Here is a 14,438-nt window from a genome sequence, read left to right as displayed (position 1 = left end):
GCAGGCGGGGAGCGCCGGCGGCGGCGCGATTGTGATGGTCCGGCGGTTCAGCGGCGGGTGCGGGCCAGGGTGGCCAGGGCTGCGCCGAGGGCGGCGAGGAGCAGGCCGAGGGTCAGCAGGACCGGGGGCGGTCCGCCCGTCGGTGGGAGTTCGGCGCGATTGACCGTGCGGAAGTTCTGGGCCGGCTCCGCGCCGACGGTGAACTTCACCGGTGCGGTGACCCTCTCGCCGGCCTCGTCGGTCCGCTCGTAGGTGACCTTCGCGGTACCGGTGAAGGCGGCCGCCGGCTTGAGCGTGACGGTGCCGTCCGTGCCGACCGACCAGGTGCCCGACCCGTCGGTGACGTTCTTGGCGCAGTTCCCGGTCGCCGTGCGGAGACAGACCGAGTTGGGCCGGATCGAGCCGCTGTCGTTGAGCAGCGGGTTGACCGCGACCGGGTTGCCCGGCGTTCCGGTCGCCGCGTCCGGTGCCGCCTTGGCGAGCAGCGGTCCGGCGACTGTCACGTCGAGCAGCGCGGTGTCCGACGTACCGTTCGCGTCGGTGACCCGGTAGGACAGCGCTCGCGTCGTACCGATGAAGTCCTTCGCCGGCGTGTACGTGATCGCTCCGTCCGGGCCGGCCGCGAACGTGCCTTCCTTCGGCACGGTCACGGACCGCTTCTCCTGGCCGTCGCCCGGATCCCGCAGTACGACGGAATTCGGGCGCAGCGGCGCGGACGGGTCACCGGGTTTGTCGTTGCCGAGCACCGTGACGACGACCGCCGTACCGAAGGCCGTGTCGGCGCTGTCGTCGGCAACCAGCGGACGGACCGGCACGACCGTGACGGTGACAGTCGCACGAGCAGCGTTCCGATGACTGTCCTTGACCTGGTACGCCGCCGGTCGCGCGGTACCCGTGAACGTCGCAACCGGGCTGAACGTGACCTTGCCCGCGCTCACGCCGTACGTACCCTGACCAGGGATCGCCACCTGATCGACGAGCGCACCATTCGGATCGACCAGCAGCAGTGACGCCGGATCGAGCGTGGCGCCCGGGCCCGGCTTGTCGTTCGCGAGCGGATCGAGCGTGACCGCGACATGCTGCTTGGTTCGTGCCTCGTCCGGCAACGCGACCGGACGAGCCTGCACCGTGACCACCAACGTGCCGGTGCCGACGGTGCCGTTGCGGTCGGCAATCTGGTATCCGACTGGGACCGCCGCGCCGACGAATCCGTCCACGGGCGCGAAACGAACCGCACCGGTCGGCTGCACCGTGAACGTCCCCTCCCCCGGCACGACGAGCGACGCCACTGGCTCCCCGGTCAACGGATCGATCAGCCGAACGCCGCCCGCGACCAGTGGCGCCGTCGCGTCCCCGGCCTTGTCGTTCGCCAGCACGTCGACCGTCACCGCGGTCTCGTACGGCGTCGTCGCGGTGTCGTCCGCGATCACCGGCGTGACCGGTGCGACCGTGACCGTCACCGAGGCGCCCGCCGTGTTCCCGGTCGTGTCGGTGACCTGATACGCGACCGACGCCGCACCGCGGTACGCCGGCTCGGGATCGAACGTGATCTTGCCGGCCTTCACGGCGAACGCACCCTGCCCGGGAACCGTGACCTTGTCTCCCCAGTTCGCGGCGTAGATCCGCAGCGAGGTCCGGTCGAGCTGCGCGCCGGTCCCCGGTTCGTCGTTGGCGAGCGGATCGACCGTCACCGTCACGTTCTGCTTCGTGGTCACCGGATCCGCCAGCGCCGACGGCCCCTTGCCGACCGTCAGCAGCAGCTCGCCCTCGGCGGTGGTCCCGTTCCGGTCGGCGATCCGGTACGTCGCCGGCGCCGTCACGCCCTGGAACCCCTTCGCCGGCGTGAAAGTGACCGTGCCGTCGCCAACCTGGTACGTCCCCTCCCCCGCCCGCGTCATCGTCTTGCCGTAGTGACCGCTCGCGTCCTTCAGCACGAGGCTCGCGGGCACGAGCGGAGCCGACCCATCACCCGGCTTGTCGTTCACCAGCACATTCACCGAGATCGCATGGCCGTACGGCGTGATCGCGGAGTCGTCGACCGCGACGGGACTGACCGGCGTCACGGTCATGGTCAGCGCGGCGGCAGCGTGATTGCCGTCCGAGTCGGCGACCCGATAGCCGACCGGCAGCGCCTTGCCCCGGAAAGTGGGCAGCGGATCGAACTGAATCGAACCGCTCGCCAGCACCGAGTAGGTGCCCTGCTTCGGCACCGTCAGCTTCTTGGCGAACCCGGACGGGCTCAGCAGCTCGACCGATCCACGCTCGAGCCTCGCATCCGTCCCCGGCCGGTCGTTGGACAGCACGTTCACCGTGACGGTCACGTTCTGCAGCGTGGACGCGGCGTCCGCGACCGCGACCGGCGGCTGCCCGACCGTGACGGTCAACCGAGCAGTCGCCGTGGTCCCGTTGCTGTCGGCCACCCGGTACGTCAACGGCGTACCGGGACCGCGGAACGTCGCGCTCGGCTCGAAGCGGATCGCTCCGCCGGACGCGGCGTACGCGCCTTCGTTAGGAATCGTCACGGTCGCCTTCGGCAACCCGTCCGCCGGATCCACGATCCGCAGGCTGCTCGGCACCAGTGGCGCCGACGGGTCGCCCGGTTTGTCATTCACCAGCACGTTGACCGGGACCGCATGACCGTACGGCGTCTGCGCGGTGTCGTCGGCCGCGCTCGGGGTGATCGGCGTGATCGTGACCGCGATCGTCGAGCGCGCGGTCTGACCGAACAGATCGGCGACCCGGTACGTCACCTTGGTCGCCGTCCCGGTGAAGCCGGGCAGCGGGTCGACGGTGACCGAACCGTCCGCGTTGACCTGGTAGTCGGCCTGTCCCGGGATCTTCACCAGCTTCTTCAGCGACCCGTCCGCCGGGTCCAGCAAGGTCAGGCTGCGCGGGTCGAGACCGGTCCCGCGGCCGGGGGTGTCGTTGGCCAGCGGATTCACGCGCAGCACAAGGTTCTGCTTGCCGGTCGCGGTGTCCGGTGCGGCGGTCGGCGCGGGCGGCTTGGCGACCGTGACGGTCAGGGTCGCGGTGGTCGTCGTACCGTTCACGTCCGCGACGCGGTAGCTGACCGGCGTCGCCGCGCCGGTGAACTTGGGCAGCGGGTCCACGGCGATCGTCCCTTCGGGTGTCGCCGTGTACGTCGCCTGGCCGGTCACCACGAGCGCGGTCGTCGGCAGCTTCGTGACCGGATCGATCAGCCGCACGCTGCTCGGCACGAGCGGCACCGACGGATCACCGGGGTCGTCGTTCGCCAGCACCGGCACGGTCACGCCGGTGTCGTACGCCGTACCCGCGGTGTCGTCGGACGCGTCCGGCTGGACCGTGGTCACGCGCACTGTCAGCGTCGACTTCGCGACCGCCCCGTTGCTGTCGGCAACTTGGTAGGCGACCGCGGTCGCGGGTCCACTGAAGGCCGGCAGCGGCTCGAACAGCACGCGGCCGTCCGGCTTCACCGAGTACCGGCCCTGACCGCGCACGACCAGTGTCGTGACCGGGTCGGTGTCGGATATCAGCCGCACACTCCCCGGCGTGAGCGCGGCGCCGGTCGGGCCTGACTTGTCGTTGTCCAGGACCGCGACCACCACCGATCGGCCTTGCAACGTCGCGACCGTATCCGGGTTCGCGACCGGCGGCCCGGGGGCGTCGACCGAGACGGTGAGCTCGGCGCGGGCCGCCGTACCGTTCTTGTCGAGCACCTGGTAGGTCACCGGCGTACCGACACCGGTGCGACCGTGCACCGGCTGGAACGTCACCTTGCCCGCGGACACCATGTAGGTGCCCTGCTGGGCGACGGTCACCTTGTCGACGAGCTCCTTGCTCACCGGGTCGACGAGCCGCAGCGTGCCCGGGACGAGCGGTGCGTCCGGCGAACCCGGCAAGTCGTTGTCGAGCACGGGTACGACGACATCGGTGTCGAACGCGGTCGAAACCGAGTCACCGTTCGCCGTCGGCGTCACCGGCGTGACCGTGACCGTCAGCGTCGACTCGGCGGTCTGGCGGGTGGTGTCGGTGACGCGATATCCGATCGATGTACCGACTCCGGTGAACTGCGGCTTCGGGACGAAGTCGACGTTGCCGTTCGGCTTCACGACGTACTGGCCCTCGCCGGTGATCGTCACCGTCTTCTTGAAGGTCGCGTCGGCCGGATCGCGGAGTACGACGGACCCGGGCACGAACCGCACACCCGGAGCAGCGTGGTCGTTGGCCAGCGGCGTGACCGACACGCTCACGTTCTGTGGGGTGGTCGCGGTGTCGAGGACGGCGACCGGGTGGTCCGGCAGCGAGACCGTGACGGTCAGCTTCGCGCTGGTCGTGATGCCGTTGCTGTCGGCGACGCGGTATGTGACCGGCTTGGCGGGACCGACGAAGCCCGGGATCGGCTCGACGCGGATCGTGCCGTCGGACCTGGCGACGTACTTGGCCTGGCCGACGACGTTCAGCATCTCGACGCAGTCGCGACCGTCGATCAGGCACAGGGTCGCGGGCGCCAGCGGCGTACCCGGATCGCCCGGCTTGTCGTTGGCGAGCACCGGGACGACGACCGCGGTGTCGAACCCGGCCGTCGCGGTGTCGTCGGTCAGCGCCGGCGGGGGCGGCGGCGTGATCGCGAACGGGTAGTCCTCGACCTCGCCCGCATCCGCGGCACCGGTCGGCTTCTCCACCTGCGCGTCGCTGTAGCCGACCCGGACCCGCGCGTACGATGCACCGGCCTTCGGCGCGAGCTCCGCCCAGCGCACCGTGACCGTGGTCTGCTGCGCTGCGAACGGTGCACACGCCCGCTCGCCTTGCTCGAACTTTCCGTTGACGTTGGAGTCGATCCACGCGCACGCCCGCCCCGCCTTGGACGTACCGGCGAGCTGCAGGTCGGCCGTGTACGTCGTCTGGTTGGTGCGCAGCGGCTTGAACACCACACCGTCGTCGCCCTGATCCGGCGTCACCGGCCCGGTGGTGCCGTTCGCGGTCGCCGCATTGTCCTCGGTGACGTCCTTGCCGAGTTGCACGTCGCTCAGCGCCGACCACGCGGCGTCGTACGACGCCGGCGCGTCACCGAAGTCCTCGGGTGCGGTCGCCACGATCGAAAACGCATCACCCGACGAACCGTTGTTCAGCGCCGGGAGCTTCGGGTGCTTGGTGAACTGCGCTGCCACGTCGAAGGTGACCTTGGTGACGACGCCGTTCACGCGGACCGATCCGCAGGCGGCGGTCGCGGTGGTGTCGAGGCCGGACGGCGACTTCCGGTTCACACAGTTCGGACCGGCGTCATGGTCGGCCGCCGTGACCGTGTCGCTGGTGACAGCGAGGTTGTTGCCCTGGCCAAGCTTCGTGAGGCTCAGGCCCGGCGTGGTCAGCGTGAGGATCGAGTGCAGCTCGGATTGCGCGGTCGTCCGGCCGCTGACGGTCCGGGTGACGGAGCCACCGATGCCGCCGAGGTGCAGGACCGGATTGCGGACCGGTTGGGAGAACGCGATCGTCACCGTGCCGCGATCGCCGCAACCGCCGGTGGACGCGCAGTCGCCGGTGGTCACCACGACGTCCTGCGCCGGGGTGCTCTTCGCGATCGCCGGTTGGTACGTCGTCGGGCCGAGCCCGCGGAAGCCGGCGGTCGTCGGATCGCCGAGCTCGGTCTTCCCGGTCACCGTGATCGTCTGCCGCAGTCCCGAGCCCGGCATCACCGTGGTCGCCGAGTCCGAGAAAGGTGCCGTCGGCACCTGATAGGCATTCGCCGGGACGGTGGTGATCAGACCGAGAGCGACGAGAACCGCCAGCCCCGGTCGGGTTGCCCGCATCTGTCCCAGCCCTCCCGAGCAATCACGGTTCCATTGCATCGGCCGCGTGGCGGGCGGGCCTGCGTAGACGTAACGGACTACGCCGACTCGATGTTACGGGAGAATCACTCTCCGAGGTCGTAGATCCGGACCTTGCCGATACTGTGTCGACGCTCCGCGAGCCGGTCGAGCTCCGCGGAGACAGGACCGTTGCGAGTGTCGGCGTACAGCCAGCGGACGCCGTACTCGGTCCGCAGCCGGCGCAGTACGTCGGGACTTGGGGCAGTGAGCGCCTGCTCGGTGAGCGCGACCCGGTCCGGCCACGGTGACGGCTGCTCGGTGTAGCGGCGGCCGCCGTTGCCCTGCGCGGCCATCGCCTGGTTCGTGTACGCCCACCCCTCGATCAGCGTGCGACGGCCGGCGATCCCGCTGACGATGTACCCGCGGGCGTCGCAACCGGGCTTCGGCGGACCGGCCGGGCGGCACCACGTGTTGGTCGCGACCACGTCATCCCGCGCTGAGTGCTCCCCCAGCCACAACGCTGCCTCCGCCTCGTCCGGGTACACCCACCAGCGCGCCGCCCGGTACGTCGGCGCCTTCTCGGTGTCACCATGCAACGCACTCTGCAGGAACGAACTGATCGGCGCGGTCGACAGCAGCACGAGTACGACGAACATGCCGCCGCCCGCCTGCCGCAAGGTCAGTCGCCAGACGAGCAACAGGAACAGCGTGATGCCGAGGACGACGAGCAGCACCCGGGTGCTCAACCACAGTTGCCGACCGGTCGACGCAGCCGGGACGCCACGGACCCAGACGAGCAGACCGGCGTACCCGATCGACAGGACGAAGGCGGCGATTGCGATGGGGATCGGACGGCCGGACGCGCGGGCGCTGCTCGCCGCGAACCAGCCGGCGCCGGCCAGGCTGAACGGGGCCGCTGTATAGACGAAGTACGACTCGCTCACCGACGGGTGGTCGATCAGCAGGTACCCGGCCCAGCCCGCGATCATCGCACCGAGCAGGAACCACGGCACCGGGTCCTTGTGGACGATCACGCCGAACCCTGCCCAGGACAATGCCTGCAAGGTCAACAGCAGCCCGAGCAACAGGCTGAGTGTGCCGATCACCTCGCCGTGCGCGAGCGCGGGGAGGATCAACCCGCCCGCACCTGGCTGCGTCCGATCGCCGGTCGCCGCGGCGTAGACCGGCAGCGACTTGAGGACGGCGAGCAACTGCAGGCGTGAACCGCTGGTGCTGCCCGCGACGGTCAGGAACGTGATCGCGCCGGCGACTACCAGCACCGCCGTCGTACCGATCAGGCGCCACGGCAAGCGGCGGGTGGTGACGAATAGGTAGACCGCCGCGAGGCCGACCGCCGCGACCAGCAACGGCAACACGGTCGGCTTCGAGCCACCGCCCACGATCGCGATCGGCACAGTGAGCAGCCACAGCGATCTGGGCCCGTTCTTGAACAGCAACTCGATCAGGAACACCGCGACAGCGACCGCCGCCACCATGCCGAAGGTCTGCGACGGACTCAGCAGACTGACCGGCGGCGCGAGATTCACACTCGTGTCGACCAACAGGAACAGTTGCGGTGCGGCCAGCGCGAGAGCCGCGAGTACGCCGGTCCACCACGTGCGGCTCACGATGCGCGCGAGGGTCGCGCAGACAAGCAGGGTGACGACCAGCCAAGGCAAGACCCACAACCGGAACAGCACCACCATCGGGGTCAACCGAGTGACATCCACCGCCGCCGCCATGTCGGCGTTGGCGAACCAGTGGTACTCGAGCCGCTCCCCGACCACCTGCGGGATGTCCGGCGACATCGACCGGGTCAGCTCATTCACCATCGACAGGTGGTAGAGCAGGTCGGGGTAGTACGCGTGACCGTTCGGCGGCATCGGGTGGTACGCCATCACGCCGAACGTGGTCGCGCCGACCATCACGGCTGCCGACACCGCCAACCCGACGGTCCACGCGAACGGCAGCGGCCGCGGATCGGCGATCCGGAAGTGCTGCCGCCCGGCGACCGCGAACCCGATCAGCACCAGTGCCGGCCAGACGATCAGCCAGCGTTGCCAACCGAGCGCGGTGAAGATCGCCCAGCCGATCAGCTGCCAGGTCACGCCGACGACCGATCCGAGGCCGAGATCCTCGGCCCAGTTACCGGTACTGCGCCACGCGGCGCGAAGCAGCAGGGTCCCGGGGAGGGCGATCGCCGCGGCGAAGTACACGGCGTACTTGACGAGTGGGCCGGCCCCGACGTCGCCGAGCGAGGCGAACCCACCGGCCGCCACCAGGATCGGCAGCAGCCACGGGGCGTTCCTCCTCATCTCTCAGAGGATGCAGGATCCCCTGCGGCCCGCTCGTGCAGCGGCTCCGGATGTCCGTGGTCCACGAGGCTGTCGTACCCGACCAGGAACTGCGGCCGGCGCTGACTCGACTGGAACAAGCGCGCGACGTACTCGCCGAGCAGACCGAGGCAGAGCAACTGGATCGCGCCGATCACGCTGACCGCGAGAACGGTCGACGTCCACCCGGGGATGCTCCGGCCGGTCAGCTTGATGACCAGCGCACCGACGACGAACAGGCCCGACATCGCGCCACCGAGCAGCCCCAGCCAGGTCGCCAACCGCAACGGCGCCGCCGAGAACGCGGTCACACTGTCGAACGCCAGCCGCACCATCTTCGACACGCTGTACTTCGTCGATCCGGCGGCCCGCTCCGCGCGGACGTACCGCACCTCGGCACTCGGGAAGCCGAGCCACGGGATCACCAGCCGGAAGACGCGGCCGTCGTCGGGTAGCGCGTTCACCGCGTCGACCACGCGGCGCGTGACCAGGCGGAAGTCGGCGGCGTCGAACGGGATGTCCTTGCCGACGAGCCGGCTCATCAGGCGGTAGTACAGCCGAGCAGTGGTGCGCTTCGCCCACGAATCACTCGAGCGGTCCGAGCGGACGCCGTACACGACGTCGACGTCCTGCTCGCGGACGGTCTGGAGGAACTCGGCGATGACTTCCGGCGGGTCCTGCAGGTCGGCGTCGATCGTGACGACGTACCGGCCGCGAGCGCGGCGGAAACCGGCCGACTGGGCGGCCTGGTGACCGCTGTTGCGGAGCAGGCGCACGACCCGGAGCTGCGGCCAGTCCTTGGCGGCGTCGAGGAGCAGCGCCGCGGTACGGTCACGGCTGCCGTCGTCGACGATCAGCAGCTCGTACGTGATGCCCAGCCCGTCGAGCAGCGGATGCATCCGGTCGAAGAAGATCGGCAGCACCTCCTCCTCGTCGTACATCGGTACGACGACGGAGAGCTCGGGGTGCGTGTCCCGCATCGGCTGCCTTTCCGGATCCTGGGGTATCAGGCTGACCCTACTAGCGTTCGCTCAGGGCGAGATCGCTACGGCGCCGGTGCGGCGCGGGTCGCCGACGGCGAGCAGGCCGTCGACCGGCTCCCAGAACGCGGCCGCGACGCCGCCGAAGTACATCGAGTGCGGCGGCATCGGGCGGGTCGGCAGCGCGGTCGAGCCGGACACCGGCAGGTCGTCCTCGTAGTCGACGACCACGTCCTCGCGGACGCGGACGTGCAGCCGCGGGTACTCGACGGCTTCCCGCAGCGACAGGCCACCGTGTGTGTACAGCGCGTAGACCTGGGCGAGCGCAGTGGGAATCCGGTCCGACCCGGGCGAGCTGATCGCGAGTACGGCGCCGTCGCTGTCCCGCCGGGCCACGCTCGGGGCCATGTTCGAGGTGAGGCGGGTGCCGGGCGCGAGGCTGTGCGGGCCGCCGTGCAGGAGCTCCTGCTCACCGAGGGCGTTGTTCAGCCAGATGCCGGTGCCCGGGGTGAGGACGCCGGAGCCGTACCCGGACGAGACCGTGATCGCGCAGGCGTCACCTTCGTCGTCGACCACGCTCACGGTCGCCGTACTCGGCGAGGTCAACGCCCGCAGATCGCCGGCCGCGGCGAGATCGAGCACCTTCTGCCCCGCCAGCGTCCGCCGGTCCTCCTCGTCGAGCTCGGCGAGCCGCTGACCGAGGACGGCGTACTCGACCTCGACGAGCCGCTCGAGCTCGGGCCCGCTCCAGCCGCCGTCGGCCGGTACGCCGTCCAGCAGCGCGAGCATCGCGGCCGTGGCGACGCCGCCGACCGCGGGCGGCGGGTTGGTGGCGAGCTGCCACCCGTTCTGCCGCACCACCAGCGCCGGGCGGACGACGGCCTCGTAGGCCGCCAGATCCTCGGCGGTGAGGATGCCGTCGTTCGCGGCCATGTCGTGGATCAGGAGGCGCGCGAGTTCGCCGGTGTACATGGTCTCGGCGCCGTCGCGGGCGATCAGTTCGAGGGCCTCGGCGAGCTCCGGGATGACGATCGTGCTGCCGGCCTTGAGCACCCGGCCGTCGTCGTCGTGCACGACACCGTGGCTCGGCTGGTGCCAGCCGAAGATGATCTCGTGGGTGAAGCCGAGGTAGTAGCCCGACGTCCGGCTGAGCGGGAATCCGTTGCGGGCCACGTCGATGGCGGGCTGGACGACCTCGCGCCACGGCGCCTTGCCGGACCGCTGATGGGCGAGATCGAGAGCCTTCATCCCGCCGGGTGTGGCGACCGAGCCGTGGCCGACCGTGGTCGTCGTACCGCCGCCGTAGTCGGTGGTGATGTCCCAGACACCGCGACCGAACCGGTCCGGCGACAGGCCGCGGCCGGGCATCTCCACCCAGCCGTCGATGGTGACCGCGGCACCGCCCGCGACCTGCAGCGTGACGAACCCACCCGACGCCGGCGAGACCACGCCGATCTCGTTCACCATCGTGACGAGCGTCGCCGCGATCGCCGCGTCGACGGCGTTCCCACCTTCGGCAGCCACCCGCACGCCGGCGTCGGCAGCAGCCGCATTCGGCGCCGCCACCGCCACCCTCGGGTGACCGCCTCTCATGGTCTCAGCCGACCCGTTGGACGGCGCCGAAACGGTCGACGGCGACCTGGACGGCGGCCTGCCGTGCGTCGGCGACCTCGTTCTCCTTCAGGGTCCGATCCGGCGCCCGGAACCGCAGCGCGAACGCGAGCGACTTCTTCCCGGCACCGATCTGCTCGCCGGTGTACACGTCGAACAGCCGCACCGACTCCAGCAGCTCGCCCGCGCCCTCGGCCAGCGCCGCCTGCACGTCCGCCGCCGGCACCTCGTCCGGAACGATCAGCGCCACGTCCTCCTTGGCCACCGGGTACGACGAGAACGGGTGCGCCGTGATCGACTCCGGACCCGCCGCGATCAGCGCGTCGAGATCGAGCTCGACCGCACCCGACCGGGCCGGCAGACCGAACGCCTGGCAGACCTTCGGGTGCAATTCGCCCGCATACCCGACGACCTTCCCGTCGACCGAGAACTCCGCGCAGCGACCCGGGTGCCACGGCGCGAGCTCGGTGTTCTTCACCACCGGCTCGACACCGACCGCGGACGCGACCACGCGCGCGATCTGCACCGCGTCCGCCCAGCTTGCCGGCCGGCCCTTGCCCCACCAGCCGGTCGGGGTCAGCGCACCGGTCAGCACGATGCCCACGTGCAGCGGCTGGTCCGGGAGGGCGTCGTACAGCGACTGGACCTCGGCGTCGCTCGGCCGGTGCTCGACCGACGGGAGCGGCGCGGGCTTCGTCTCCGCCTTCGGCAGGAACACCAGGCCGGTCTGGAAGATCGCAAGATCGTTCGCTCCGCGGCCGACGTTGCGCTCGGCGGTCCGGAGCAGGGTCGCGAGCAGCATGGTCTGCATCGACGGCTCTTCGTCGGACAACGGGTTGACGAGCTTGACCGTCGTACGGCGAGGATCGTCTGCGGGGAGACCCATCGCGTCGAAGTCGGCCTCGCCGGTGAACGGGTACGACACGACCTCGGTCAGGCCGGCGCCGACCAGCGCGGTCGCGATCCGGCGGCGCCGCTTCTGCGACACCGTCAGCCCCTGACCACCCGGCGCGGGCGGCAGCACCGACGGCACGTTGTCATACCCGAACAGCCGAATGACCTCTTCGGCGAAGTCGTTGGGGTCCCCAAGATCCGGCCGCCAGGACGGTGGAGTCACCGTCAGCAGATCGTCGCCGACGACCTGGGTGGAGCCGATGGTGGTGGCGCCTACCTCGACGAGTGCGGAGGCGTGCACGCCGGCCGCCAACGGAGCGGCGACCGCGTCGGCCGCGGCCACCTCGACCGTGCAGCCCACCGCCCGCAAATGACGAACGGTTTCCTCGAGCGAGATCGGAGCACCCGCGACGCGCGCGGCGTGGTCGGCGCGAAGCGTCACCGGAGCCGGCGCGGGATGGGTGTCGACGACGGTCTCGTCCGGCAGGATCGTGCCGCCGGCGTACTCCGCCAGCAGGTCCGCGACCCGCTGCGCGGCGTACCGCGGGAGCAGTGGGTCGACCTCGCGCTCGAACCGGCGCGACGCCTCCGACGACAGCTTGTGCCGCCGCGATGCCCGCGCGATCACGACCGGGTCGAAGTGCGCCGCCTCGATCACCACGTCGGTGGTCGCGTCCGAGATCTCGGTCGACGCACCGCCCATCACGCCCGCGACACCGATCGGGCCGGAGTCGTCGGTGATCAGCAGGTCCTCGGTGTCCAGCTCGCGGGTCTGGTCGTCGAGCGTCATCAGCTTCTCGCCGGCGTTCGCCCGCCGTACGACGATGGCACCGGACAGCCGGGCCTTGTCGTAGGTGTGGATCGGCTGCCCGAGCTCGAGCATCACGTAGTTCGCGACGTCGACGCCGACCGAGATCGGCCGCATCCCGGACGCGAGCAGCCGCTTCTGCATCCACCGCGGCGACAACGCCTTCGCGTCGATCCCGGTGACGGTCCGCGTGACGAACACGCTGCACGCCTCGGCGTCGTCCACGCGCACCGGGTAACCGCCGGCGCCGGAGCCGGTCAGCGGCAGATCCGCCGGGTCCTTCAGCGGTACGCCGTACGCCGTCGCCGCCTCGCGCGCGACACCACGGATCGACAGGCAGTACCCCCGGTCCGGAGTCACCGCGATGTCCAGGACGTCGTCGCTCAGCGCGAGCAACTCGATCGCGTCGTCACCCGGCTGCGCCTCGCCCGGTTCGAGGACGACGATGCCGTGCGTACCGTCGTCGCCCAGGCCGAGCTCCGCGCTCGAGCAGATCATCCCGTTGGAGACGTGGCCGTAGGTCTTGCGCGCCGAGATCGCGAACCCGCCGGGCAGCACCGCACCCGGCAGTACGACGACCACCAGGTCGCCGACCTCGAAATTGTGCGCGCCGCAGACGACCCACTGCGGCTCGTCCTTGCCGATGTCCAGCGAGCACCAGCGGATGGTCTTGCCGTTCTTCTGCGGCTCGTTCTCGTACGTCAGCACCTTGCCGACCACCAGCGGGCCGGTCAGCTCGGACTCCTCGACGGTCTCCACCTCGAGACCGGCCCGGATCAGCTGCTCCGCGACCTGGCGACCGGTGACGTCGGCCGGCAACTCGACGTATTCACGAAGCCATGACAGTGGGACCCGCATCAGATCTCCATCCCGAACTGGCGGCTGAACCGCACGTCACCCTCGACCATGTCCCGCATGTCCTCGACCCCGTTGCGGAACATCAGCGTCCGCTCCAGGCCCATGCCGAAGGCGAATCCGGAGTACCTTTCGGTGTCGATGCCGTTGGCCTGCAGGACCCGCGGGTTCACCACGCCGCAGCCGCCCCACTCGATCCAGCCCTCGCTGCCGCAGGTGCGGCACGGGCGGTCCGGGTTGCCGACGGACGCGCCGCGGCAGACGAAGCACTTCAGGTCCACCTCGGCCGACGGCTCGGTGAACGGGAAGAAGTTCGGCCGCAGCCGCGCCTCGAGGCCCTCGCCGAACATCGACACGACGAAGTGGTCCAGGGTGCCCTTCAGGTGCGCGAGCGTGATGCCCTCGTCCACCACCAGGCCCTCGACCTGGTTGAAGACCGGCGTGTGCGTCGCGTCCAGCTCGTCGGTGCGGAACACGCGGCCCGGGCAGATCACGTAGATCGGGGGCTTGCGGCTCAGCATCGACCGCGCCTGCACCGGCGACGTGTGCGTCCGCAGCACCTTCCCGGAGCCGGCCGGCTCGACGAAGAAGGTGTCCTGCATCTGCCGCGCCGGGTGGTCGGGCTGGAAGTTCAGCGCGTCGAAGTTCAGCCACTCGGCCTCGACCTCCGGCCCCTCGGCGACGTCCCAGCCGAGCGCGGTGAACACATCCGCGACCTGCTCGGAGATCAGCGACAGGGGATGCCGCGCGCCGAGCCGCGGGGTGTGCCAGGGCAGCGTCACGTCGACCCGCTCGGTGGCGAGCATCTGCTCCTCGTGCTCGGCCTCGAGCACGGCGAGCCGGGCCGCGAAGCCCTCGTTGATCGCCTTCCGGGCGGCACCGATCCGCTGACCGGCCTCCTTCCGGGCCTGCGGCGGCAGCGCGCCGATCTCCCGGTTGGCCAGCACGATCGGCGACTTGTCCCCGAGATGCGTGGACTTCGCCTCCTGCAGGGCGGCCAGGTCGGCCGCCTCGGTAAACGCCGTCAGCGCCTCGTCGCGGGTCCGCTCCACCTCTTCGGCATGCAGCGGCGTCACTTCGACCGGGTCGTAATCAGTGTTGGGACCGGACATGGCTCGCTCTCGGGTTGGTACGTCTGCGGATTGCAGTCTAGGAACCCGAACCCCAA

6 protein-coding genes are annotated in these 14,438 nt (G+C 70.4%); all 6 read right to left on the bottom strand.

What is annotated here, in order from left to right:
- Positions 1-47: 47 nt before the first annotated feature.
- Positions 48-5,789 carry an Ig-like domain-containing protein gene (locus ACFYRH_RS30425; RefSeq protein ID WP_387782496.1) on the bottom strand — a complete coding sequence of 1,914 codons (5,742 nt, stop codon included), beginning with the start codon at positions 5,787-5,789 and terminating at the stop codon, positions 48-50.
- Between the two features lie 104 nt (positions 5,790-5,893).
- Positions 5,894-8,104: a hypothetical protein gene (locus ACFYRH_RS30420; RefSeq protein ID WP_387782495.1), complete on the bottom strand. Its 2,211-nt coding sequence runs from the start codon at positions 8,102-8,104 to the stop codon at positions 5,894-5,896.
- The gene (locus ACFYRH_RS30415) at positions 8,101-9,102 is read right to left on the bottom strand and encodes a glycosyltransferase family 2 protein (RefSeq protein WP_387782493.1); all 1,002 of its coding nucleotides are present in this window, start codon (positions 9,100-9,102) and stop codon (positions 8,101-8,103) included. Before ACFYRH_RS30415 ends, ACFYRH_RS30420 begins: the two co-directional genes overlap by 4 nt.
- 51 nt (positions 9,103-9,153) lie before the next feature.
- A complete protein-coding gene (locus ACFYRH_RS30410; RefSeq protein ID WP_387782491.1) occupies positions 9,154-10,695 on the bottom strand; it encodes a gamma-glutamyltransferase in 1,542 nt (513 codons plus the stop codon).
- 4 nt (positions 10,696-10,699) lie between these two features.
- Positions 10,700-13,273, bottom strand: a complete 2,574-nt coding sequence (gene pheT / locus ACFYRH_RS30405) for a phenylalanine--tRNA ligase subunit beta (RefSeq protein WP_387782489.1) — start codon at positions 13,271-13,273, stop codon at positions 10,700-10,702.
- Complete coding sequence (gene pheS, locus ACFYRH_RS30400; protein ID WP_387782487.1) at positions 13,273-14,382, bottom strand: phenylalanine--tRNA ligase subunit alpha; 1,110 nt, start codon at positions 14,380-14,382, stop codon at positions 13,273-13,275. Before pheS ends, pheT begins: the two co-directional genes overlap by 1 nt.
- Positions 14,383-14,438: the final 56 nt, after the last annotated feature.

Source organism: Kribbella sp. NPDC004875 (genome assembly GCF_042873375.1).
Lineage (GTDB): Bacteria > Actinomycetota > Actinomycetes > Propionibacteriales > Kribbellaceae > Kribbella.
Note: the sequence above shows the minus strand (reverse complement) of the source record. Positions and strands in the feature narration are given on the sequence as shown.

Coding starts and splice junctions, on each gene's coding strand:
- ACFYRH_RS30410 (WP_387782491.1), bottom strand. CDS start 10,695: ATGAGAGGCGGTCACCCGAGGGTGGCGGTGGCGGCGCCGAATGCGGCT.
- pheT (WP_387782489.1), bottom strand. CDS start 13,273: ATGCGGGTCCCACTGTCATGGCTTCGTGAATACGTCGAGTTGCCGGCC.
- ACFYRH_RS30425 (WP_387782496.1), bottom strand. CDS start 5,789: ATGCGGGCAACCCGACCGGGGCTGGCGGTTCTCGTCGCTCTCGGTCTG.
- pheS (WP_387782487.1), bottom strand. CDS start 14,382: ATGTCCGGTCCCAACACTGATTACGACCCGGTCGAAGTGACGCCGCTG.
- ACFYRH_RS30415 (WP_387782493.1), bottom strand. CDS start 9,102: ATGCGGGACACGCACCCCGAGCTCTCCGTCGTCGTACCGATGTACGAC.
- ACFYRH_RS30420 (WP_387782495.1), bottom strand. CDS start 8,104: ATGAGGAGGAACGCCCCGTGGCTGCTGCCGATCCTGGTGGCGGCCGGT.